The organism is Streptomyces azureus (assembly GCF_001270025.1).
In the GTDB taxonomy this organism is placed as follows: domain Bacteria; phylum Actinomycetota; class Actinomycetes; order Streptomycetales; family Streptomycetaceae; genus Streptomyces; species Streptomyces azureus.
In genome coordinates this window covers 22,291-42,780 of sequence record NZ_DF968194.1, presented here as the reverse complement: position 1 = coordinate 42,780, position 20,490 = coordinate 22,291, and the positions used below count along the sequence as shown (strand labels likewise).

The window sequence follows — 20,490 nt, the reverse complement described above, 5'->3', positions numbered from 1 at the left end:
GGCGGGCAGCGGCCGGGCCTCGTCCACGACGAGCACCGCGAGCAGCAGACCGCAGGCCGCCGCGGGCACCGCAGGCACCGCGGTCTCGGTCAGCAGCCGCCCGGCGATGCCGCCCAGGGAGCCGCCCCGGGCCCGCAGCAGGGCGAGTTCGGCGTCACGGCGGGTGGCGGCCACACCAGCGCTCATGACCAGCACGACGACGGCGATCGCGGCGATCCCGAAGGCCGCGACGGCGACCACGGGCGTGATCGCGTCACGGGTCTGGGTGTAGGAGCCGACGACCTGCTCCAAGTCCGTGGACAGCTGCGCCGTCGGACCGGCGGCCCCGCGCATCCGCACCAACCCGGGTCCGTCTTCCAGGGACGCGACCGCGTCGACGAGCGCCGAGGTGTCCGCCCCGGTGAGCCGCCCGGCCGCGGGCGCGAACCGCCAGTACCTCTCCGGCTCGCCCTGACCGCCGAGCAGCGCAGGTGCTGCCCCGGGTGCCAGCAGGACGCCCGCCTCCCAGTAGTACCGCGGCGGACGGTTGCTGGTGGCGGCCAGGCCCGGTGTGCGCAGGACCGGTTCCGCGGACCAGTAACTCCGCTGCGGATGCCGGGGTTCGAGAACGCCGGTGATCCGTACGGTCAGCGGTCCGTCCAGGAAACCGGCCAGGGTGAGCGTGGAGCCGGCCCGCAGCCGCAGCGCGCGGGCGGTCTCGGTGGTCACGGCGCCCTCCACCACCCTGGTGCCCACGGTCACCGGCGTGCGGGCGGTGGGCAGGCGGCCCTCCCGCACGGTGGCGTGGCCGGCCGCTCCCGACTGCGCGAGCAGCGTGAACCTGGGCGGCAGTCCGTCCGGCCGGGGCAGCGACGTGTCCAGTGCCTCCAGGCTCTTCCCGGTCCGCACCCCGTACGCCGACTCGGCCCGGTCCGCCCCCAGGGGGGCGGGCAGCAGCGCCCGTGCCCGGCCATCGACCGCCGCGAGCGATTCCGGCCGCACCGTGTCCGCCCGGGCGGTTTCAGGCTGTTCGAGACCGGGCTGCGGAGCCTTCAGCTCCAGCACGGTGGACTCGGGGGAGGCGGTGGCGAGGGCCTCGCGCAGCCCGTCCGTCTCGTACGCCTCGACGGCCCGGGGCAGGACGGCCGCGAGGAACGCCGTGACCAGCACCAGTAGACCGAAGGCGACGGTGGACACGGGCGCGGTCCGCAGCCGGGTCCGCACCCAGGGCGCGCCCTGCGCGTTCGGCGGCATCTCAGTCCTCCCCCTGATGGCGCAGCGCGGCCACCGGCTCGGCACGGCGCAGCGCCGACGCGGCGGTGATCAGCAGGAGCGGGGCGGCCACCCCCGCGAGGAGCAGGGCCACCCGGGACACCGGGAGTTCGACGAGGACGGACGGGACCGGCCGTGCGGCATCGGAGGTCAGCACGATCAGCGGGACGACGGCCCGGGTCAGGACGGTGCCGAGACCGAGCCCGGCGAGCAGACCGGCGCCGATGAGCAGGCTCTGCTCCGTCGCGACGAGCCGGGCGAGATCCCGGCGGGGCGTGCCCAGGGCGCGCAGCACCGCGAACTCCGCGGACCGCTCCCGCCGCGCACCGGCGGCGCTCACCGCGAAACCCCCGGCGGCGAGGGCCGCGGCGGCCACCGCCACCGCCGTCAGCGCCGAGCGCGGCCCGGCGCCGAGCGGATCCCGCAGCAACTCGGCCGCGGTCTCGTCCCGCACCAGCACCTGCTGCGGTTCGAGGTCGGGGCGTGCCCGCAGCGCGGCGGCGACCTCGGCTGCCTTGCCGGGGGCGGCGCCCACCCACCACTCGGTGGGGGTGAGCGGCGCGCTGCCCCGCTGCGCCAGCACGGCGTCGACGGCCCGCAGATCGAGCAGCAGCGCCCCGCCGGCCACGGTCTCCCCGTCCAGGCCGGTGGCGGTGGTCGGCAGCTCCTCGACGGACCGTACGATCCGCACCCGCAGCTGCTCACCGGACAGCGGTACGTCGATGGTGTCGCCGGGCCCGGCCCCCGCCGCCCGCAGGAAGTCCCGGGTGGCGACGGCCAGGAGGCTCCGCGGCGCCTCGGCTCCGGCGGTGTCGACGCGGAGGGTGTAGACCGGCGCGGTGCCGGTGCTCTCGTCGGCGTCGGCGCCGGTGCCGTACGCCACGGCCAGCGGCACGGTCCCCGACACGGCGGGCTTCGTGGCCGTACGGGCGACGACGGCGCCGTTCTCCGTCACGGTCCGGCCACCCTGCCAGCGCGTTCCGGAGGGCACGGCGACGGTTCGCGCGGAGCCGTCGCGGCCGGTGGCGAGCAGCCGTTCGACGGTGAACCGGTGTTGTTCGGGGCGGCCGACGGGAGAGGTGTCGTCGAGCTGAAGTCCGGTCAGCCGCAGCGGTCCGGCCGGGGCGGCGCGGCGGCCCGTCGCCGTCATGTCCAGGTCGAGCGTGACCCGGTGGGCCCGGCCGTCCACCGGGACGTTCCCGGCGCCCAGCCGGTACGTGATGCCGTACCGGTCCTCCACGACCACTGTGAGCAGGGGCGCGCGGTCGGAGGGAGATCGCCCGGTCCGGGTCCGCGCGTCGGTGATCCGCGCGTCGAGGGCGAGCCGCCGGGTGTCGTCGGGAAGCCGTACCGCCCGGTGTTCGTCCCGCGCGGGCGGTGCCAGTGCCCGCAGCAGCTTCGCGGGGGGCTCGTCGGCGAGATCGCCGCGCATCAGCATCCCGTCCCCGGCGCGGGACGTGTCCAGGGCGAGGATCGTCGCGTCGCGGCCGCTGGAGAGGCCGAGGGCGGCGCGGTGCGCGGGAGCGGCGTCCCGGGCCCCGGGCAGCGCGGTGTAGAGGCCGGTCTGCCCGGGGCTGCCCGGCCTGTGGTCGAGGACTCGTACGGAGGCGCCCGTCCCGAAGTCGGCCTGGTCGTCCTGCGACCGGTCCCAGGACGCGCCGTGCCCGATCGCCAGCATCCCGGTCGTCACGGCGATGACCAGCAGCAGCACCGGACCCGCCCCGCGCAGCGGGCGCCGGCTGAACTGCCACCCCGCCAGCGCCGCCGGCAGCCCGCGCCCGCTCGCGGACCGCCGCTCCGCGAGCCGGGCCGCGAACGGCAGCAGACGCAGTGTCAGGACCGTGCCCGCCAGCAGCGCCAGCGCGGGCGCCCCGACCAGCAGCGGATCGATGCCCAGCTCCCCGGCCCGGTCCCGGCTGAGCACCCCGCCGCCGGTCGCTTCGGTCTGCCGGTCGAGCTGCCAGTACGCCACGCCCGCGATCAGCAGCAGCCCGACATCGGCTCCGGCGCGCACGGGCGCGGCGGCCATGGCGGCCCGGACGCGCCGCAGCCGTACCGGCGCGCCCGCCGTCGCCACCAGCGCGGGCGCCACGACCGCCACCGCGCACGCCGCCGCCACGCCGCCCGCGACCAGCCAGATGCGGCCCGCCGGGACGGCGTCGAGCCGCAGCCCGATCCCGTCGAGCGAGGACCACCGGGCCAGCAGCCGGGCCAGAGGGCCGGCCAGCAGCGCGGCACAGATCGCGGCCGGTACCGCCAGCAGCAGCGCCTCCAGCGCGGCGAGTCCGGCGATCCGGCCGCGCGATCCGCCCCTGGCCCGCAGCAGCTCGGTCTCGCCCGCCCGTTCGGTGTCCAGCAGCCGGGCCACCAGCAGCAGCGCGTACCCGGCGAGCAGCACCAGCTGCACGGAGACGACCATCAGGGTGGACCGGGACACCAGCAGGGCCCGTTCGGTCCGGTCGAGCACCTCGGGCAGGCCGGTGCGCACCTCCGCGTCACCGCCGAGTGCCGGGTCCTCGCGCAGCGCCCCGGCCGCGCGTACGGCCGCCGCGCGCAGCGCCCCGATGCCGTCGGTGGTGAGGGTCCGGTAGTCGGCCGTCGCCACCCAGCCGGTGCCGTCCTCGGAGGTGCGGCCGGAGGCGAGTACCGACGCGTCGGCCAGCAGCGGCCCGTACGTGGTGAAGGCGACGGTACGTACGCCCTGCCCGCCGAGGGCGTCCGCCTGCCAGTAGGGGTCGGAGCTGTCGGCCGCCCGGTACACGCCGGTCACCCGTACGCGGACCGGCTCGCCGCCCAGCCGGTCGGTGAGCGTGAGGTGCGCCCCGGGAGGCAGCTCCAGCCGGTCGGCGGCCGACTCGGGCAGGGCGACCGGTACGGCGGCGGTGCGGGTCGCCGGTGCCGGGCCCGGCAGCGTGCCCGAGACCAGCCTGATCCGGGACCGGTCGAGGGCGGCGACGTGCGTGAGGTCGGGCTCTCCGGCGCGGGCGTCGGCGTCCTGGAGGGAACGGGGCAGCGCGTACGGCCCGGACCGCTCCAGCGTCCGCACGGTCACCGGCAGCCCGCCGAACGCGTCCCGCGCCCCGCGTTCCACGGCCTGCCGCGCCTCCTCGCGCCGTACCCGGGGAACGTCCGCCTCGACGACGAGGGAGGCGGAGACCGCGGCCCGGCCGCCCAGGGTGCCGCGCAGCGCCGCGTCCCCGACGGAGCCGGAGAAGGCGGCCAGGGCGGCGAGCACCGAGGTGGTCAGCAGGACGGCGAACAGGGCGGCCGTGAGGAGCAGCCGATGCGCACGCAGGCGCAGCAGCAGTAAGCCGGTCACTCTTCCCCCACCCGATGGCCGAACCGCTGATCTCCCAACCCGGCATGCATATCACGGACTTACCTGTCCGGCACATGTGCTCGAGCGCAAGGTGTTCCGCTCTTGACCGCCCGGACCGGTTCCGTATGAGATGCGGTGATGACCGAGAACACCAGCCCGGGGTCCGGTGCCGCCCTCGCCGTCGACGCGGCGGACGAGCCGATGCTGAGAGTGGAGGACCTGCACCACTCCTACGGCACGGGTACCGCGGCCGTGCACGCGCTGCGCGGGGCCTCCTTCGCCGTCCGGCGCGGTGAACTGGTCGCCCTCAAAGGCCGTTCGGGCTCCGGCAAGACGACGCTCCTCCATATGATCGGCGGCCTCGACTCCCCGCAGCGCGGCCGTGTCGTCGTGGACGGCACGGACCTGTCGGCGCTGACCGGGAGCGAGCTGCTGGAACTGCGCCGCGACCGGATCGGCTTCGTCTTCCAGTCCTTCGGGCTGATCCCCATCCTCACCGCCGCCGAGAACGTGGGCGTGCCGCTGCGGCTGCGCCGGGCCGAGCCGCGCGAACGCGAGGAGCGGGTGGCGCTGCTCCTGGCCCTGGTGGGCCTCGCCGGCCACGAGAGGCAGCGGCCCGCCGAGCTCTCCGGCGGACAGCAGCAGCGGGTCGCCATCGCCCGGGCCCTCGCCAACCGCCCGGCCCTGCTGCTCGCCGACGAGCCGACCGGTCAGCTCGACGCCGCCACCGGTCGGGCGGTGATGGAACTGCTGCGGGCCGTGGTCCGCAGCGAGGGCGTCACGGCCCTCGTCGCCACCCACGACCCCCAACTCCTCGGCCTGGCCGACAGGGTGCTGGAACTGAGCGACGGAGTGGTCGTCGAGGAGTGAGAGGGTGGGGCCATGGTCGCGATCAGTCTGAGCAAGGTCCAGGAGACCGCTCCCGCGCTCGTGAACCTCTACAAGAGCGCCGGGGTCTCCCTCACGAAGCACGGCCTGGACGGGCTGCGCGCTGCGGTCTACCTCGTGGTCGACTACTCCGGCTCGATGAGGCCGTACTACAAGGACGGCAGTGTGCAGGCGCTGGCCGACCGGGTGCTCGGGCTGTCGGCGCATCTCGACGACGACGGCACGGTACCGGTCGTGTTCTTCTCCACCGACGTCGACGCCGTCACCGACATCGCGCTCGCCGACCATCAGGGGAAGATCGAGCAGATCGTGGCCGAGCTCGGGCACATGGGGAAGACCAGCTACCACCTGGCGATGGACGCCGTCATCGACCACTACATCGACAGCGGGGCGACCGAGCCGGCCCTCGTGGTCTTCCAGACCGACGGCGGGCCCATCAACAAGCTCGCCGCGGAGCGGTACCTGTGCAAGGCGGCGAGGCTGCCGCTGTTCTGGCAGTTCATCGGCTTCGGCGACCCGGGCAGCAAGCAGTTCGACTTCCTGCGCAAGCTGGACGAGCTGCCCGTGCCGGGCACGCGGGTCGTCGACAACGCCGGGTTCTTCCACGCGGGTGAGGAGCCGCGGAAGGTACCGGACGGCGAGCTGTACGACCGGCTGGTGAACGAGTTCCCGAAGTGGCTGGTGGACGCGCGGGCGCAGGGGATCGTGCGGTCGGCCTGATCCCCCCCCGAGTCGCCTGCTCGCCCCCCTTGGCCTAACCGACCCGCCTCTTGGCCTATCCGCCCATCCGCCCCATTTGCACGGTCGCGCTGTCGTGCCACGCTGGGAAGGATCCGACGGGGAGGCGACGACGTATGGGCGACGACGGCGCACGACGGGTGTACGGCGACGGCGGACGACAGGTGCACGACGACGGCGCACGACGGATGTACGGGACGGCTTCCGCCCGCAGGAGGCCTCCCGCCGGCAAGGGCGAGAAGCTCGCCGACTGGGCGGACGGGCGGCTCGGCCTCTACGGGCTGGCCAAGGCCAACATGCGCAAGGTCTTCCCGGACCACTGGTCCTTCATGCTGGGCGAGGTCACCCTCTACAGCTTCATCGTCCTGATCCTCACCGGCGTCTACCTCACCCTGTTCTTCGAGCCGAGCATGCAGGAGGTCGTCTACCAGGGGTCCTACACGGAGCTCAACGGCGTGCTCATGTCCAGGGCGTTCGAGTCCACCCTGGACATCAGCTTCGACGTGCGCGGCGGGCTGCTGATGCGGCAGATCCACCACTGGGCGGCACTGGTCTTCATCACCGGCATGATGGTGCACATGATGCGGGTGTTCTTCACGGGCGCCTTCCGCAAGCCGCGCGAGCTCAACTGGGTGTTCGGCTGGACCCTGCTGATGCTCGGCATCATCACCGGCCTGACCGGCTACTCCCTCCCGGACGACCTGCTGTCCGGCACCGGCCTGCGCTTCGCGCACGGCGCGATCCTGTCGATCCCGATCGTCGGGACGTATGTGGCGTTCTTCCTCTTCGGCGGGGAGTTCCCGGGCGACGACATCATCTCGCGCCTCTTCCCGGTCCATGTGCTGCTGCTGCCCGGGATCATGCTGGGCCTGGTGACCGTCCATCTGATCCTGGTCTTCCACCACAAGCACACCCAGTTCCCGGGGCCCGGACGCAAGGAGCGGTCGGTCGTCGGGATGCCCTTCCTGCCGGTCTACATGGCCAAGGCGGGCGGCTTCTTCTTCCTCGTCTTCGGTGTCCTGACCATCATGGGCGCGATCGCCCAGATCAACCCCGTGTGGGCTTTCGGCCCCTACCGCCCCGACCTGGTCACCACGGGCGCCCAGCCCGACTGGTACCTCGGGTTCTCGGAGGGGCTGATCCGGGTGATGCCGGGATGGGAGATCAACCTGTGGGGGCACACGCTGGTGCTCGGCGTGTTCATCCCGTTCGCGCTCTTCCCGCTGGTCATGCTCGCCATCGGCGTCTATCCCTTCATCGAGGCGTGGATCACCGGCGACAAACGCGAGCACCACATCCTGGACCGGCCGCGCAACGCGCCCGTGCGCACCGGCCTGGGCGTGGCCTGGCTGACCCTGTACGCGGTGCTGCTGATCGGCGGCGGCAACGACATCGTGGCCACACATCTGCATCTGTCCATCAACGTGATCACCTGGTTCGTGCGGATCGGCGCCTTCGTGCTGCCGGTCGTCGCCTTCATCGTCACCAAGAAGATCTGCATGGGCCTCCAGCGCCGCGACCGCGACAAGGTGCTGCACGGCAGGGAGACCGGCACCATCAAACGGCTGCCGAACGGCGAGTACATCGAGGTGCACGAGTCCCTCTCGCAGGCGGAGCTGTTCACCCTCACCCAGCACGAGCAGCGCCCGCCGTACGCGATGGGGCCCGTGGTCGACGCGGGGGGCGTGCGTCGCAAGGTCAGGCGGTCCGAGCGGCTGCGTGCGCGCCTCGCGAAGGCGATGTTCGGACCGGACGCGCGGGTCGAGAAGCCGACCGTGGAGGAGTACCGGGAGATCACCAGCGGCGATCACCAGCCGCATTGACGACCAGGGCCCGGCACTCGTGGGGATCGCCCCAGGCGGTGCGCAGGGCCCGGGCCTTGGTCAGCCACAGCGACAGGCCGTACTCCGCCGTGTAGCCGATCGCGCCGTGCAGTTGCAGCGCGGTGCGGGCGGTGCTGTACGCCGCCTCGCATGCGGCGACCTTGGCTGCGGCGACCTCGGCCTGCCGCATGGTCAGGGCGGCGCCGAAGACCAGCGGACGCGCGAACTCCAGGGCGATCTTCGCGTCGGCCAGCCGGTGCTTGACCGCCTGGAACGACCCGACGGGCACCCCGAACTGGCAGCGCTGCCGGACGTGGGCGACGGTCTTGTCGAGAAGCGCCAGGCCGATGCCCAGGGCCTGTGCGGCGGTGGCGAGGCGGGCCCAGGCGAGGGCCTGTTCCGTGAGCGGCCCGGGGACGAGGAACTCGCCGCCGGGGGTGAGGGGCGTGAGGCGGCGGGCCGGGTCGAGGGAGGGGCGGACGGGGCCGTGACCGGGGGAGAGGCGTATGCCGTCGGGGGAGCAGGAGAGGCGGAGGGCGGCGGCGTCACCGTCCAGGGCGTACGACTTCTCCAGCCCCACCGTCGCCATCGTCCCGCCCGACGCCAGCTCCGGGAGCAGTCGCTTGGCGGTGCCCGGGTCCGCACCGCTGAGGAGCGCCGCCGCCGTGACCGTCTCGACCAGCGGGCCCGGTACCGCGTGGCGGCCCAACTCGACGAAGGCGACGGCCAGCTCTGCCGGACGCGGCCCCAGTCCGCCTTCGTACCTCTCCGGCACCGCCAGCGCGAGCACTCCCGCCTCCGCGAGGCGGGACCACAGCGCACGCCCGCTCGCGTGGTCGCCCTGGCTCCAGTCCCGCACCACCGCCGGTGTGTCCGCCGCCGTCAGCAGGGCGTCGAGCGAGGCGGCGAAGGCGTGTTGCTCGGCGTCGAGGAGGAAACGCATCAGCGGCGTCCCTTCGGCAGGCCGAGCAGGCGCTCGGCGATGATGTCGCGCTGGATCTCGTTCGTGCCCGCGTAGATCGGGCCGGCGAGCGCGAAGACGTACCGCTGCGCCCAGTCGGTGTCCGCCGGCTCGCCCTCAGGGCCGAGGAGGTCGAGGGCCGTTTCGTGCAGCGCGATGTCCAGTTCGGACCAGAAGACCTTGTTCAGGCTCGACTCCGGGCCGACGGCTTCGCCGTCCAGGCAGCGCGAGGCGGCCGCGTACGTGAAGAGCTGGTAGGCGCGGGCGCCGATCAGGGCGTCGGCCACCCGGTCCCGCTCGGAGACCGGACCGCCCCTCTCCCGCCACAGCTCGCCCAGCCGCCGCGCGGCGGCGAGGAAACGGCCCGGGGAGCGGAGCATCAGCCCGCGTTCGTCGCCCGCCGTCGCCATCGCGATCCGCCAGCCCCGGCCGGGTTCGCCGATCACGTCCTCGTCGGGCACGAAGACCTCGTCCAGGAACAGCTCCGCGAACGCCGGCTTGCCGTCGAGGCGGGCGATCGGGCGGACCGTCACGCCGGGTGCGCGCAGGCCGAACATGAGGTACGTCAGGCCCTGGTGGGGCTTGGCGGTGTCCGGGTCGCTGCGGAACAGGCCGAAGGCGCGGTCGGCGAACGCGGCGCGCGAGGACCACGTCTTCTGGCCGCTCAGGAGCCAGCCGCCGTCGGTGCGCACGGCCCTCGCCCGCAGGGACGCCAGGTCCGAACCGGCCTCGGGCTCCGACCAGGCCTGCGCCCAGATCACCTCGCCGCGGGCCATCGGGGGCAGCACCCGGGCCCGCTGTTCCTCGGTGCCATGAGCGAAGAGGGTGGGGGCGAGCAGGTGGATGCCGTTCTGCCCGACGCGTCCCGGGGCGTCCGCCGCGTAGTACTCCTCCTCGAAGAGCAGCCACCGCAGGAGCCCCGCCTCCCGTCCGCCGTACTCCGCCGGCCAGTCGACCACCGACCAGCGGTCCGCGGCCAGCTCCGCCTCCCAGGCGCGATGGGCTTCGAAGCCCTCCGCCGTCTCCAGGGAGGGCAGGGGCTCGCGCGGCACACGCGCGCGCAGCCACTGACGCACTTCGGTGCGGAACTCCTCGTCCGCCGGCGAGAACGCGAGATCCACGACCCGCCTCCTTCCCTAACAAGTGTTTGGTAGGTTAGCTTGAGCCCATGACAGACGTCGATAGTCCGTCGTACGTGCCCGGTCACGGCGTGCTGGAGGGACGGACCGCCGTCATCACCGCCGCGGCCGGCGCGGGGATCGGCGGGGCCACCGCGCGCCGCTTCCTGGAGGAGGGCGCGCGCGTCCTGATCAGCGACGCGCACGTACGGCGGCTCAAGGAGCACGAGGCGGAGCTGGCCGGCGAGTTCGGCGCGGCGTCGGTCGCCGCGGCGCCCTGCGACGTCACCGACGAGACGCAGGTGCGCGCCCTCTTCGACACGGCCGTACGGGAACACGGACGCCTCGACGTCGTGGTCAACAACGCCGGTCTCGGCGGCACCGCGGACCTCGTCGACATGACCGACGATCAGTGGTCCCGCGTCCTGGAGGTGACACTGAACGGCACGTTCCGGTGCGTGCGGGCCGCGCTCCGTCACATGCGGGGCAGCGGCGGGGTGATCGTCAACAACGCCTCCGTCGTCGGCTGGCGCGCCCAGGCGGGGCAGGCCCACTACGCCGCCGCGAAGGCCGGCGTGATGGCACTGACCCGGTGCGCGGCGGTCGAGGCGGCCGAGTACGGGGTGCGGGTCAACGCCGTCGCGCCCAGCCTCGCCATGCACCCGCACCTGGTGAAGGTGACCACGCCCGAGCTGCTCGCCGAGCTGACCGCCGACGAGGCGTACGGGCGGTACGCCGAGCCCTGGGAGGTGGCCAACGTGATCGTGTTCCTGGCCTCCGGCTATTCCTCGTACATGACCGGCGAAGTGGTCTCCGTCAGCAGCCGGCACCCCTAGGACGACAATGGACCCGTGCCTCCTACGAAGAAGAAGCCCCAGGTGACCGCCACAGAGCCCCCCGCGGCCGCTGCCGCTCGCGACCGCCGCGGCGAACTCCTCGGCACCGCCGCCGAGGTCTTCGCCGAGCAGGGCTACAACGCCACCACCGTCCGCAAGATCGCGGACCACGCGGGGATGCTCGCGGGCAGCCTCTACTACCACTTCGACTCCAAGGAGTCGATGCTGGAGGAGATCCTGCGCACCTTCCTCGACGAGCTCTGGGACGGCTACGACGCCGTGCTGGGTGCCGGACTCGGGCCGCGCGAGACGCTTCAGGCCCTGGTCACCGAGTCGTTCCGGGAGATCGACCGGCATCGCGCGGCCGTCGCGATCTACCAGAAGGAGAGCAAGCAGCTCGTGGCGCAGGAGCGGTTCGCGTTCCTCGCCGATTCGCAGCGCAGATTCGAGAAGGCGTGGCTGTCCACGCTGGAGCGCGGCGTCGCCGAACGGGCCTTCCGGGCCGACCTCGACGTCCGGCTCACCTACCGCTTCGTGCGCGACACGGTGTGGGTGGCCGCGTCCTGGTACCGGCCGGGCGGCCGGCACAGCCCGGACGAGATCGCCCGGCAGTACCTGTCGATGGTGCTGGACGGGATCGCCGTACGCGAATAGCCCTTTTGAGTGAGGGAGTTGCCATGGCCGAGGCCTACATCGTCGCAGCGGTCCGCACGCCCGTCGGGCGGCGCGGGGGAGGACTGAGCGCGGTCCATCCGGCCGACCTCGGCGCGCATGTGCTGAAGGAGCTGATGAGCCGCTCGGGCGTGGACCCGGCCGCCGTGGAGGACGTCGTCCTCGGCTGTCTGGACGCCGTGGGGCCGCAGGCCGGTGACATCGCGCGGACCTGCTGGCTGGCGGCCGGGCTGCCCGAGGAGGTGCCGGGCGTGACCGTCGACCGGCAGTGCGGTTCCTCGCAGCAGGCCGTGCACTTCGCCGCGCAGGCCGTGCTGTCCGGCACCCAGGACCTGGTGGTCGCCGGCGGTGTGCAGAACATGTCGATGATCCCCATCGCCTTCGCCACCCGGCAGGCCGCCGAGCCGCTGGGGCTGACCCAGGGCCCGTTCGCGGGCAGTGCGGGCTGGCGGGCGCGGTACGGGGACAAGCCCGTGAACCAGTTCGCGGGCGCCGAGATGATCGCCGCGAAGTGGGGGATCAGCAGGCAGGAGCAGGAGGAGTTCGCCCTGCGGTCCCACCAGCGGGCGGTGCGCGCGATCGACGAGGGCCGCTTCGACCGCGAGACCGTGCCGTACGGGGACGTCACCGCCGACGAGGGCCCGCGCCGGGACACCTCCCTGGAGAAGATGGCCGGGCTCAAGCCGGTCATCGACGGCGGCACGATCACCGCCGCGTGTTCCTCGCAGGTCTCCGACGGGGCGGCGGCGATGCTGCTGGCCTCCGAGCGGGCGGTGCGCGAACACGGGCTCACCCCCCGCGCGCGCGTGCACCATCTCTCGGTGCGCGGCGAGGACCCGATCCGCATGCTCACCGCCCCCATCCCGGCCACCGCCCACGCCCTGAAGAAGACCGGCATGACCATCGGCGACATCGACCTCGTCGAGATCAACGAGGCCTTCGCCCCGGTCGTCCTGGCCTGGCTGAAGGAGACGGGCGCGGATCCGGAGAACGTCAACGTCAACGGCGGTGCCATCGCGCTGGGCCATCCGCTCGGCGCGACCGGCGTGAAACTGATGACGACCCTGCTGCACGAACTGGAGCGCATCGGCGGCCGGTTCGGCCTGCAGACCATGTGCGAGGGCGGCGGACAGGCCAATGTGACGATCATCGAGAGGCTGTGAGACGCCGCCGGGTGTCCTCGGCCTCCTTCATGATCCGCTCCACCAGCTCCGCGCACGAGGGCAGGTCGTCGATCACCCCGGCGACCTGCCCGGACGCCATCACCCCCAGATCCGTACGGCCGTCCACCATGGACGCCTTGAGCAGCATCGGGGTGTTCGCGGCGAGCAGGACCTGGCTCCAGGTCAGGTCCTTGCCGTGCCTGAGGGCAAGGCCCTCCTGGAGCATCCGGCGCCAGCTCGTGCCGGACAGCTTCCGGTAGCCCGCCGCCCTGCGGGCCGCCTGGAGGGCACCCCTCACCCGGCCGGACCGCTCCAGCGCCTCGACCAGTTCCGTCCGCAGCATGCGATGCGGAAGCCCGTCCACCGCCCTGGTGACCGTCACGTCCCGCACCGTCGCCGCCAGGTACCGCGCCTTCACCGCCTCCGGCACGGTCGAGTCCGAGGTGAGCAGGAACCGCGTACCCATGGCGACGCCCGCCGCCCCGTAGGCCAGCGCCGCGACCAGTCCCCGCCCGTCGAAGAACCCGCCCGCCGCCACGACCGGCAGGTCCACGGCGTCCACCACCTGCGGCAGCAGCACCGTCGTGGCCACCTCGCCGGTGTGCCCGCCGCCCTCGGTGCCCTGCACGAGCACCGCGTCCGCGCCCCAGCCGGCGACCTTCTCGGCGTGCCGCCGTGCCCCCACGGTCGGCATGACGACCACACCGGCCTCCTTGAGCTCGCCGATCAGCTCCCGGGACGGGGCCAGGGCGAAGGAGGCGACCCGGACGCGCTCCTCGATCAGGATCCGCACACGGTCGCCGGCGTCCGCCGCGTCGGCGCGCAGGTTCACACCGAACGGCGCGTCGGTACGGGACCGGACCTCCCGGACGGCTGCGCGCAACTGGTCGAGCGTCATCGTCGCCGAGGCCAGGATGCCGAGAGCGCCCGCGTTCGCCGTGGCGGAGACCAGCCGGGGGCCCGCCACCCAGCCCATCCCGGTCTGCACGACCGGATGGTGGACACCGGTCAGCCGGGTCAGCGCCGTCTCCATCACGAGGCGACCTCCCTGGTACGGGTACCGGCCGGGTCGAGGACCTCGCGGATCAGCCGGAGCTCCTCGGCGGTCGGCTCGCGGGTCGGCGGCACCTCGTCCGGGACGGCGAGCTCGAAGCCCGTCGCCTCCCTGACCTGCTCCGCCGTGACACCCGGGTGCAGCGAGGCCGGCCGCATCGAATGGTCGGCGGTGGCGAAGTCGAAGACACCCAGGTCGGAGACGACCCGCGGGATGCGGTGGTGACGCGCGCCGGCCGCGTGGTCGTACCCGACTCCGCAGACCATGTCGACCCGCTCGACGAAGACCCGCCGGGAGTGCCTTGGGATCCAGTAACTGGTCGGATTGTTCAGGGTGTTGACCGGCGCGCCGCGCACCCCGAGCAGCTGCCGCCTCGGTCGCTCCCAGTCGCCGATGCACGAGATGTTCTGGTTGCCGAACCGGTCGATCTGACTCGCGCCCATCATCACGTGCCGCCGGCCGCCGGTCACCAGGGCCAGATGCTGCCGGTACGGCAGCCAGCCCTCCGGCGTCCCGTCCGGGCGGACCAGCAGCGCCTCGCCGTCGGTCAGCAGCAGGTCCGGCGCGAAGGTGAGCCGGGCGAGCCGGGCGCCGATGGAGGGGATCAGCCCCATGGGGCTCGCGAGCACCTCGCCGTCACCCCGCCAGGCCTCGGCGCAGGCGATCACGCAGTACTCGGCGCGGGTGGCCCCCGTCATGTCCCCTCCCCGGCGGCCGACCGGTACGCCTGCTCGTCTCCAGCGAGGAACCGGGCCGCGAACTGAGGCCAGGGTGTCGTCGCGTACGTCTTCTGAAAGGCCTCGTCCCGGCCGTAGTCGGGCGCGCAGGACGTGAAGTGCGCCCCGTTCGGAGCCTCCACGACGCCTGTCACCGTGTGCCGCTTGACCAGCAGGGTCTGGGGTGCCGCCGCCTTCGTCAGCTCGGCCGTGTCGACGATGCGTTCGCAGCTGACGTACGCCGTGTCCGCCGCCTCGCAGAACAGGTCGTCGAAGTAGGGGTCCGGGCCCAGGTACTGCCCGTTGCCCAGCCGGTCGGCGCGGTTCATGTGCACCAGGGCCGCGTCGAGCCGCAGCGCGGGCATCGCCACGAACGTCTCCCCGTCCTCGTACGGTGAAGTGACGGTCCGCAAACCGGGGTTGACCCGCATCACGTCCGAGCCGAGGCCGGCCCGCACCGGCAGGAACGGCAGCCGGTTCGCCGCCGCGTGCAGACCCCACATGAACATCGCCTCGTCGACCTCCGTCAGTGCGAAGGCGCCATGCTCGCGGGCCGCGCGGTAGTGCGGCTCCAGGGGGATCGAGTCGAGGGTGACGAACGCCGTGACCAGCTCCCGGATCCGCCCGGCGGCGGCCAGCATGCCCACGTCCGGGCCGCCGTACGAGACGACCGTGAGATCGGTGACCTCCGACCTGAGCAGTGCCCTCACCAGGGCCATCGGCTTGCGGCGCGAGCCCCAGCCGCCGATGCCGAGGGTCATGCCGCTGGACAGGCGGGACACGGCCTCGTCGGCCGTCATCGTTTTGTCGCTCACCTACGTGCCCTCCTTCCCGAAGCCGGCGCGCACCCGGCCGGCCACCCCGCTCAGGCCCGCCTCGAAGGTGAACCCCTGCTCGAAGCGATAGCTGCGGCGCACGTCGACCGGATCGATGCCGTTGATGGCTGCCTTGGCCAGGCGCAGCAGCTGCCCGTCCTTGGCGGCGATCCCGCGGGCCAGAGTCAGCGCGGCGGCTCGCAGTTCCCCGCGCGGCACGACCTGCCACACCGAGCCGTGCGTGTGCAACTCGGCCGCGGTCGCCGTGCGCGAGGTGTAGTACAGGGCGCGCATCAGGTGCTGCGGGACCAACCGGGCCAGATGGGTGGCCGCGCCCAGCGCGCCCCGGTCCAGCTCGGGCAGCCCGAAGACGGCGTCCTCGCTCGCCACGATCACGTCCGCGTTGCCCACCAGCCCGATACCGCCGCCCAGGCAGAAACCGTGCACCGCCGCCACGACCGGCACCGCGCAGTCGTACACCGCGGCGAAGGCCTCCGCGCAGGCGTGGTTGGCGCCGATCAGCGCACTGTTGCCGTCCTTCTGTATCTCCTTGATGTCCACACCCGCGTTGAACCCGCGCCCCTCGGCCGTCAGCACCACGCACCGGACCTCCGGGTCGCGCCCGGCCGCGCGCACCGCGTCGGCCAGGGCGAACCAGCCGGCCACCGGCAGGGCGTTCACCGGCGGGAAGTCGACCGTGACGACGGCTATGCCCTTTTCCACGCACGAGGTGGAGACACCCATGGCCGCATCAGCTACCTTTCCACCAAACGTTTGTTAGGTGGAAGGTAGCAGCGAATGGAGCTGGACGGGAAGGTCGCCGTCGTCACGGGCGGGACCCGGGGCGTCGGTGCCGGCATCGCGCGTGCCTTCGTACGGGCGGGTGCCGAGGTCGTGGTCTGTGCCCGCCGCCCCCCGGAAGTCCCGCTGCCCGGAACGGAGTTCGTGGCGCTGGACGTCCGGGACGCCGAGGCCGTCCGGCGCCTGTGCGGCGAGCTGCCCCGGCTGGACGTCCTCGTCAACAACGCGGGCGGCAGCCCCCACCGCCCGCTCACCCACGCCGGCGCCGACCGGCACGCGCGCGTGGTGGAGCTCAACCTCGTGGCTCCGCTGACCGTGTCCCTCGCCGCGTACGAGCACCTCCGGCGGGCCAGGGGCTCGATCGTCATGATCGGCAGCGTCAGCGGAGGACGCCCCTCACCGGGCACCGCCGCCTACGGCGCCGCCAAGGCGGGCCTGGAGAACCTCGCCCGCTCGATGGCCGTGGAGTGGGCGCCCGACATCCGGGTCAACACCCTCGTCGTCGGCATGGTCCGCACCGAACTGTCCCACCTCCACTACGGCGACCAGGACGGCGTCGCCGCCGTCGCCCGCACCGTCCCGCTCGGCCGTCTCGCCGAGCCGTCCGACGTCGGCCGGGCCGCGGTCTTCCTCGCCTCGGACGCCGCCGCCTACATCAGCGGGGCGAGTCTGCTCGTCCACGGCGGCGGGGTGCGCCCCGCGTTCCTTGACGCCTCGACGGCGAACAAGGAGATGACATGAAAGGAGACCCGAGATGAGCGGAATCTGCGACGGCCGGGTCGTCGTCGTCACCGGCGCGGGCCGGGGCCTCGGCCGCGCCCACGCCCTCGCGTTCGCCGCCGAGGGCGCGCGGGTCGTCGTCAACGATCTCGGCGTCGGCCTCGACGGCACACCCGGAGCCGACGGGACGCCCGGTCCCGGCAGCCCGGCCGGCCGCGTAGCCGAGGAGATCCGCGCGGCGGGCGGCGAGGCGGTGCCGCACGGCGGCGACGTCGCCACGACCGAAGGCGCCGTCTCCCTCGTCCGGGCGGCCCTGGAGACGTACGGCCGGCTCGACACGCTCGTCAACAACGCGGGCTTCCTGCGCGACCGGATGCTGGTCAACCTGGACGAGGACGACTTCGACGCCGTCGTACGCGTCCACCTCAAGGGCCACTTCCTGCCCCTGCGGCACGCCGCCGCACACTGGCGGTCCGAGGCCAAGGCGGGCCGCCGGCCAGAGGCGCGGATCGTCAACACCAGCAGCGGCGCGGGCCTGCTGGGCTCGGTCGGACAGGGCAACTACAGCGCCGCCAAGGCCGCAATCGTCGCCCTGACCCTGGTCGCGTCGGCCGAACTGCGCCGCTACGGCGTCCAGGTCAACGCGATCGCCCCCGCCGCCCGGACCCGCATGACGGAGCGCACCTTCGCCGACACCATGGCGGCGCCCGACTCGGGCTTCGACACGATGGCCCCGGAGAACGTCTCCCCGCTGGTCGTCTGGCTCGGCTCGGCCGCGAGCGCCGGGGTGACGGGCCGGGTCTTCGAGGTGGAGGGCGGCCGCATCACGGTGATGGAGGGCTGGCGCCCGGGCCCGGGCGTGGACAAGGGCGAGCGGTGGGCTCCGGCGGAGGCGGGGGAGGCGGCGCGGAAACTGCTGGCGGAGGCGGGCGAGCCCGGGCGCGTGTACGGGGCGTAGGAAGACCGGCGAGTGATCCTTTTCCCCACCCCCGCGCACACCTACGTGTCGCACTCCAACACGCTCCGGCACAACGCACACCGCGCCCGAACCCGCCCCCGCACCAGCACCCTGATCCGCTGATGACAGGTCGGACAGGGAAACGACACGCGCAACCGCCCACCCCCGTCGGGAGTGAACGAGTACCGCACACCCGGCTGCGGCGGCCCGGCCGGCGCATGCCGCCGATCGCGCGCGTACCGCCGCCGCCCCGCCCACCCCGCCGCGGTCAACGGCGGCTGCTGCTCGTCACGGCGGGCCAGCTCCATCCCCTTCACATACGCCGTGTACGCCTGCGGACTGGTGAACCACACCGACGGGTCCTCCCCGAAGACCAGCGCCCGCTTGGCCAGCACGTACCCGAACTCCTCCGGCGTGAGATACCCCAGCTTCTGGGACGACGCCCGGTCCTCCCGGTACGCGTCCAGCAACAGCCAGCCCGCGCCCAGATACGTCGCCGCCGTGTCCGTCAGAATCTCGTTGTCCCGCACGCCCGGGAAGGACAGGTCGAGACGATGCAGGTACACGTGCATCACCTCGTGCGCGAGGGCCGCCCCGATGTCCCGCCGATGCGAACGGAACCGGTCGTTCAGCTCCACGAAGTACTCCGGCCCGGCCGCGAGCTCCACGTTCGCCGCGTGCCGCATCTCCCTGAAGCTCACGATCAGCCGGGCGTCCGGCAGCCGGTAGTGCCGCACCAGCTCGTGCGCCACCCGCTGCGCCCCCAGATACAGGTCGTCGGTGTCACAGAACGCCACATCGGCGGGGACCACGCTGGTGGCGAACGTCTGGATCGTGTCGTACGACAGCCGCTTGTACAGCGCCGTGATGGCAGCCCGCACCGTCTCCAGATGCGGGTAGCCGTGCTCGACCGGCCCGTCGTTCGCCACGCCTCACCCCCAAGACGCCCCTGAACCCGATTCCACTGTACGAAAGTGTGACGGCCGCGGGGCCGCGCCGCCGCCGTGAAAACCGGTCGTCGCCGCCCTGGGCCGCTGGCAGAATCCGGGCCGTGACCAGCGAACAGCGCTCCGTCGCCGCATCGCTCCAGGTGGGCGGCCAGGACCACGAACTCGAGAAGCGGCTCGACGAGGAGCTGACCGCCTTCAACACCGCAGCCGCCGACGGCGCCACCACCGAGCCTCTCTCCGTCCGCGTCGCCGACGAGGCCGCCGACCTGATCGGCGGGCTCACCGCCTGGACCTGGGGCAGCCTGGCTTGCGTGGACATGCTCTGGGTGCGCGCGGACCAGCGGCACGCCGGCTGGGGCGGCCGGCTGATGCGCGCCGCGGAGGAAGAGGCCGTCCGGCGGGGCTGCACGGACATGATCGTCTCCACGTACAGCTTCCAGGCGCCCGGTTTCTACCCGCGGCTCGGCTTCCGCGAACGGGCACGCATCGAGGGCGTGCCCGGCGGACACGAGGACGTCTACTTCCACAAGCGGCTGAGGACCGCCGAGTTGTGAGACGGCCCGCGGCCGCCGGGCGTGCGCCCCTTAGGCTGACCTGCCATGACCACCAGCAACAACGGCACCGGTGACGTCGACCCCGCCGTCCGTGAGGAACTCGCCCGCCTGCGCGACAGCATCGACAACATCGACGCGGCCGTCGTCCACATGCTCGCCGAGCGCTTCAAGTGCACCCAGCAGGTCGGCCTCCTCAAGGCCCGGCACCAGCTGCCGCCCGCCGACCCGGCCCGCGAGGCCCGCCAGATCGCCCGGCTGCGCGCACTCGCCGAGAACGCCAAACTGGACCCGGCCTTCGCGGAGAAGTTCCTGAACTTCATCGTCGCCGAGGTCATCCGCCACCACGAGCGCATCGCAGACGAGGCGCTCAACGGCTCGGCACCCGGCCGCAACTGAACCTCGCGCGACCACCCCCGGGGGAGTGACACCGCGGCCCGCGCGGGGCATGCTGCGCTGTGCACAGCATGTCAGCTGACAAGTACTACGCGTCAGTGTCCCGGACTTACTCTGGTCCTCCACAGGGAGGGGACGTCGGGCCATGCCGTCGGATACCAGGATCCTCATCGTCGACGATCACGAGGACACGCTGTACGCGCTGGAGAGCGCCCTGGCCCCGCTGGGCTATCAGCTCGGCCGGGCCACCAGCGGTGACGAGGCGCTCAAACAGGTGCTGCGCGGCCAGGTCGGCCTGCTCCTGCTCGACGTGCGCATGCCCGGCGTCAGCGGACTGGAGGTCGTGCGCTACATGCGGCGCGTGGAACAGACCCAGCACATCCCGGTGATCCTGCTCACCGGCTTCGGCCCCGACCAGGAACTGACCACCGCCGCCTTCGGCCTCGGCGTCGCCGACCTCGTCATGAAACCCGTGGACCCCTGGGCCCTGCGCACCAAGGTCCGCTACCTCTACGACGCCCACCGGCACCACCTCGCCCTGGCGCAGGAGGTGCGCCGGCTGCGTGCCCAGGTCCGGGAGCACACCGAGACCGCCGCACACCCCCAGCGCCCCGCCCTGCCCCACCCCGACGCGCGCGTGCCGCCCCAGCGGCCCTCGGGGGCGCACGCCGGGGAGCTCGAAAAAGACCGCGCATAGACCGGACATTGGGCGCGTACCGATCCGCCTCTGTGCCATGCCGGTGCCATCAGGCAGCATGTC

General features: G+C 73.1%; 19 protein-coding genes and 1 pseudogene. 11 read left to right on the top strand and 9 right to left on the bottom strand.

The genetic code is table 11. The features are described 5' to 3' along the window. Positions 1 to 1,233 (bottom strand): annotated as a pseudogene (locus AOQ53_RS02225) (FtsX-like permease family protein); the annotation flags it as partial. 1 nt (position 1,234) lies between these two features. After that, the gene (locus tag AOQ53_RS02220; protein WP_059414465.1) at positions 1,235 to 4,570 is read right to left on the bottom strand and encodes an FtsX-like permease family protein; all 3,336 of its coding nucleotides are present in this window, start codon (positions 4,568 to 4,570) and stop codon (positions 1,235 to 1,237) included. A gap of 138 nt (positions 4,571 to 4,708) precedes the next feature. Between AOQ53_RS02220 and AOQ53_RS02215 the strand changes: the two genes are divergently transcribed. The 3 genes from AOQ53_RS02215 (at position 4,709) to qcrB (ending at position 8,019) form a co-directional block, all read left to right on the top strand. Further along, positions 4,709 to 5,440, top strand: coding sequence for an ABC transporter ATP-binding protein (locus AOQ53_RS02215; RefSeq protein WP_059414462.1), 732 nt, complete (start codon positions 4,709 to 4,711; stop codon positions 5,438 to 5,440). Between the two features lie 12 nt (positions 5,441 to 5,452). Continuing rightward, positions 5,453 to 6,178, top strand: coding sequence for a vWA domain-containing protein (locus tag AOQ53_RS02210; RefSeq protein ID WP_059414460.1), 726 nt, complete (start codon positions 5,453 to 5,455; stop codon positions 6,176 to 6,178). Between the two features lie 206 nt (positions 6,179 to 6,384). After that, a complete protein-coding gene (gene qcrB, locus AOQ53_RS02205; RefSeq protein WP_059414472.1) occupies positions 6,385 to 8,019 on the top strand; it encodes a cytochrome bc1 complex cytochrome b subunit in 1,635 nt (544 codons plus the stop codon). Here qcrB and AOQ53_RS02200 read toward each other — a convergent pair. Further along, positions 7,991 to 8,962 (bottom strand): acyl-CoA dehydrogenase family protein, encoded by a 972-nt coding sequence (locus tag AOQ53_RS02200; protein ID WP_059414458.1) that lies wholly within the window; start codon positions 8,960 to 8,962, stop codon positions 7,991 to 7,993. The genes qcrB and AOQ53_RS02200 overlap by 29 nt on opposite strands. Next, entirely contained in the window at positions 8,962 to 10,101 is a 1,140-nt protein-coding gene (locus tag AOQ53_RS02195; RefSeq protein WP_059414456.1) for an acyl-CoA dehydrogenase family protein, read from the bottom strand. Before AOQ53_RS02195 ends, AOQ53_RS02200 begins: the two co-directional genes overlap by 1 nt. A 47-nt stretch (positions 10,102 to 10,148) precedes the next feature. On the opposite strand from AOQ53_RS02195, the gene AOQ53_RS02190 reads away from it, so the two are divergent. Genes AOQ53_RS02190 through AOQ53_RS02180 form a run of 3 tightly spaced genes read left to right on the top strand, consistent with a single transcriptional unit; the run spans position 10,149 to position 12,769 of the window. Next, a complete protein-coding gene (locus tag AOQ53_RS02190) occupies positions 10,149 to 10,934 on the top strand; it encodes an SDR family oxidoreductase (protein ID WP_059414454.1) in 786 nt (261 codons plus the stop codon). A gap of 42 nt (positions 10,935 to 10,976) precedes the next feature. Further along, positions 10,977 to 11,588, top strand: a complete 612-nt coding sequence (locus AOQ53_RS02185) for a TetR/AcrR family transcriptional regulator (protein WP_099054508.1) — start codon at positions 10,977 to 10,979, stop codon at positions 11,586 to 11,588. Between the two features lie 23 nt (positions 11,589 to 11,611). Beyond that, positions 11,612 to 12,769, top strand: a complete 1,158-nt coding sequence (locus AOQ53_RS02180; RefSeq protein WP_059414449.1) for an acetyl-CoA C-acetyltransferase — start codon at positions 11,612 to 11,614, stop codon at positions 12,767 to 12,769. Here the strand turns inward: AOQ53_RS02180 and AOQ53_RS02175 are convergent. The 4 genes from AOQ53_RS02175 to AOQ53_RS02160 are packed head-to-tail and all read right to left on the bottom strand — an operon-like array spanning position 12,753 to position 16,098. Then, positions 12,753 to 13,802: an NAD(P)H-dependent flavin oxidoreductase gene (locus AOQ53_RS02175; protein ID WP_059414447.1), complete on the bottom strand. Its 1,050-nt coding sequence runs from the start codon at positions 13,800 to 13,802 to the stop codon at positions 12,753 to 12,755. The two genes, AOQ53_RS02180 and AOQ53_RS02175, sit on opposite strands and share 17 nt — an antisense overlap. Beyond that, positions 13,802 to 14,521 carry a CoA-transferase subunit beta gene (locus AOQ53_RS02170; RefSeq protein ID WP_059414445.1) on the bottom strand — a complete coding sequence of 240 codons (720 nt, stop codon included), beginning with the start codon at positions 14,519 to 14,521 and terminating at the stop codon, positions 13,802 to 13,804. Before AOQ53_RS02170 ends, AOQ53_RS02175 begins: the two co-directional genes overlap by 1 nt. Beyond that, positions 14,518 to 15,354 carry a CoA transferase subunit A gene (locus AOQ53_RS02165; RefSeq protein WP_059414443.1) on the bottom strand — a complete coding sequence of 279 codons (837 nt, stop codon included), beginning with the start codon at positions 15,352 to 15,354 and terminating at the stop codon, positions 14,518 to 14,520. The genes AOQ53_RS02170 and AOQ53_RS02165 overlap by 4 nt, the downstream gene beginning before the upstream one ends. Further along, positions 15,355 to 16,098: an enoyl-CoA hydratase family protein gene (locus AOQ53_RS02160; protein ID WP_059414441.1), complete on the bottom strand. Its 744-nt coding sequence runs from the start codon at positions 16,096 to 16,098 to the stop codon at positions 15,355 to 15,357. A gap of 54 nt (positions 16,099 to 16,152) precedes the next feature. On the opposite strand from AOQ53_RS02160, the gene AOQ53_RS02155 reads away from it, so the two are divergent. Then, positions 16,153 to 16,896 (top strand): SDR family oxidoreductase, encoded by a 744-nt coding sequence (locus AOQ53_RS02155; protein ID WP_059414439.1) that lies wholly within the window; start codon positions 16,153 to 16,155, stop codon positions 16,894 to 16,896. Between the two features lie 13 nt (positions 16,897 to 16,909). Further along, on the top strand, positions 16,910 to 17,833 hold the full coding sequence (locus AOQ53_RS02150) for an SDR family oxidoreductase (protein WP_059414437.1): 924 nt from the start codon (positions 16,910 to 16,912) through the stop codon (positions 17,831 to 17,833). Between the two features lie 41 nt (positions 17,834 to 17,874). Here AOQ53_RS02150 and AOQ53_RS02145 read toward each other — a convergent pair whose 3' ends face one another. Then, positions 17,875 to 18,762 carry a hypothetical protein gene (locus tag AOQ53_RS02145; protein ID WP_059414435.1) on the bottom strand — a complete coding sequence of 296 codons (888 nt, stop codon included), beginning with the start codon at positions 18,760 to 18,762 and terminating at the stop codon, positions 17,875 to 17,877. A gap of 122 nt (positions 18,763 to 18,884) precedes the next feature. Here AOQ53_RS02145 and AOQ53_RS02140 point away from each other — a divergent pair, with 122 nt between their 5' ends. The 3 genes from AOQ53_RS02140 to AOQ53_RS02130 all read left to right on the top strand — a co-directional run bounded on the left by AOQ53_RS02140 (position 18,885) and on the right by AOQ53_RS02130 (position 20,427). After that, complete coding sequence (locus AOQ53_RS02140; protein WP_236711526.1) at positions 18,885 to 19,337, top strand: GNAT family N-acetyltransferase; 453 nt, start codon at positions 18,885 to 18,887, stop codon at positions 19,335 to 19,337. Between the two features lie 45 nt (positions 19,338 to 19,382). Further along, entirely contained in the window at positions 19,383 to 19,733 is a 351-nt protein-coding gene (locus tag AOQ53_RS02135) for a chorismate mutase (RefSeq protein ID WP_059414434.1), read from the top strand. Positions 19,734 to 19,875: 142 nt separating this feature from the next. Beyond that, positions 19,876 to 20,427, top strand: a complete 552-nt coding sequence (locus AOQ53_RS02130) for a response regulator (RefSeq protein WP_059414432.1) — start codon at positions 19,876 to 19,878, stop codon at positions 20,425 to 20,427. Positions 20,428 to 20,490 lie beyond the last annotated feature (63 nt).

Bases quoted from the DNA above. Each gene is read 5' to 3' on its own strand.
- AOQ53_RS02215 (WP_059414462.1), top strand. From the start codon at position 4,709: ATGACCGAGAACACCAGCCCGGGGTCCGGTGCCGCCCTCGCCGTCGAC.
- AOQ53_RS02210 (WP_059414460.1), top strand. From the start codon at position 5,453: ATGGTCGCGATCAGTCTGAGCAAGGTCCAGGAGACCGCTCCCGCGCTC.
- qcrB (WP_059414472.1), top strand. From the start codon at position 6,385: ATGTACGGGACGGCTTCCGCCCGCAGGAGGCCTCCCGCCGGCAAGGGC.
- AOQ53_RS02200 (WP_059414458.1), bottom strand. From the start codon at position 8,962: ATGCGTTTCCTCCTCGACGCCGAGCAACACGCCTTCGCCGCCTCGCTC.
- AOQ53_RS02190 (WP_059414454.1), top strand. From the start codon at position 10,149: ATGACAGACGTCGATAGTCCGTCGTACGTGCCCGGTCACGGCGTGCTG.
- AOQ53_RS02180 (WP_059414449.1), top strand. From the start codon at position 11,612: ATGGCCGAGGCCTACATCGTCGCAGCGGTCCGCACGCCCGTCGGGCGG.
- AOQ53_RS02175 (WP_059414447.1), bottom strand. From the start codon at position 13,802: ATGGAGACGGCGCTGACCCGGCTGACCGGTGTCCACCATCCGGTCGTG.
- AOQ53_RS02170 (WP_059414445.1), bottom strand. From the start codon at position 14,521: ATGACGGGGGCCACCCGCGCCGAGTACTGCGTGATCGCCTGCGCCGAG.
- AOQ53_RS02160 (WP_059414441.1), bottom strand. From the start codon at position 16,098: ATGGGTGTCTCCACCTCGTGCGTGGAAAAGGGCATAGCCGTCGTCACG.
- AOQ53_RS02155 (WP_059414439.1), top strand. From the start codon at position 16,153: ATGGAGCTGGACGGGAAGGTCGCCGTCGTCACGGGCGGGACCCGGGGC.
- AOQ53_RS02150 (WP_059414437.1), top strand. From the start codon at position 16,910: ATGAGCGGAATCTGCGACGGCCGGGTCGTCGTCGTCACCGGCGCGGGC.
- AOQ53_RS02135 (WP_059414434.1), top strand. From the start codon at position 19,383: ATGACCACCAGCAACAACGGCACCGGTGACGTCGACCCCGCCGTCCGT.
- AOQ53_RS02130 (WP_059414432.1), top strand. From the start codon at position 19,876: ATGCCGTCGGATACCAGGATCCTCATCGTCGACGATCACGAGGACACG.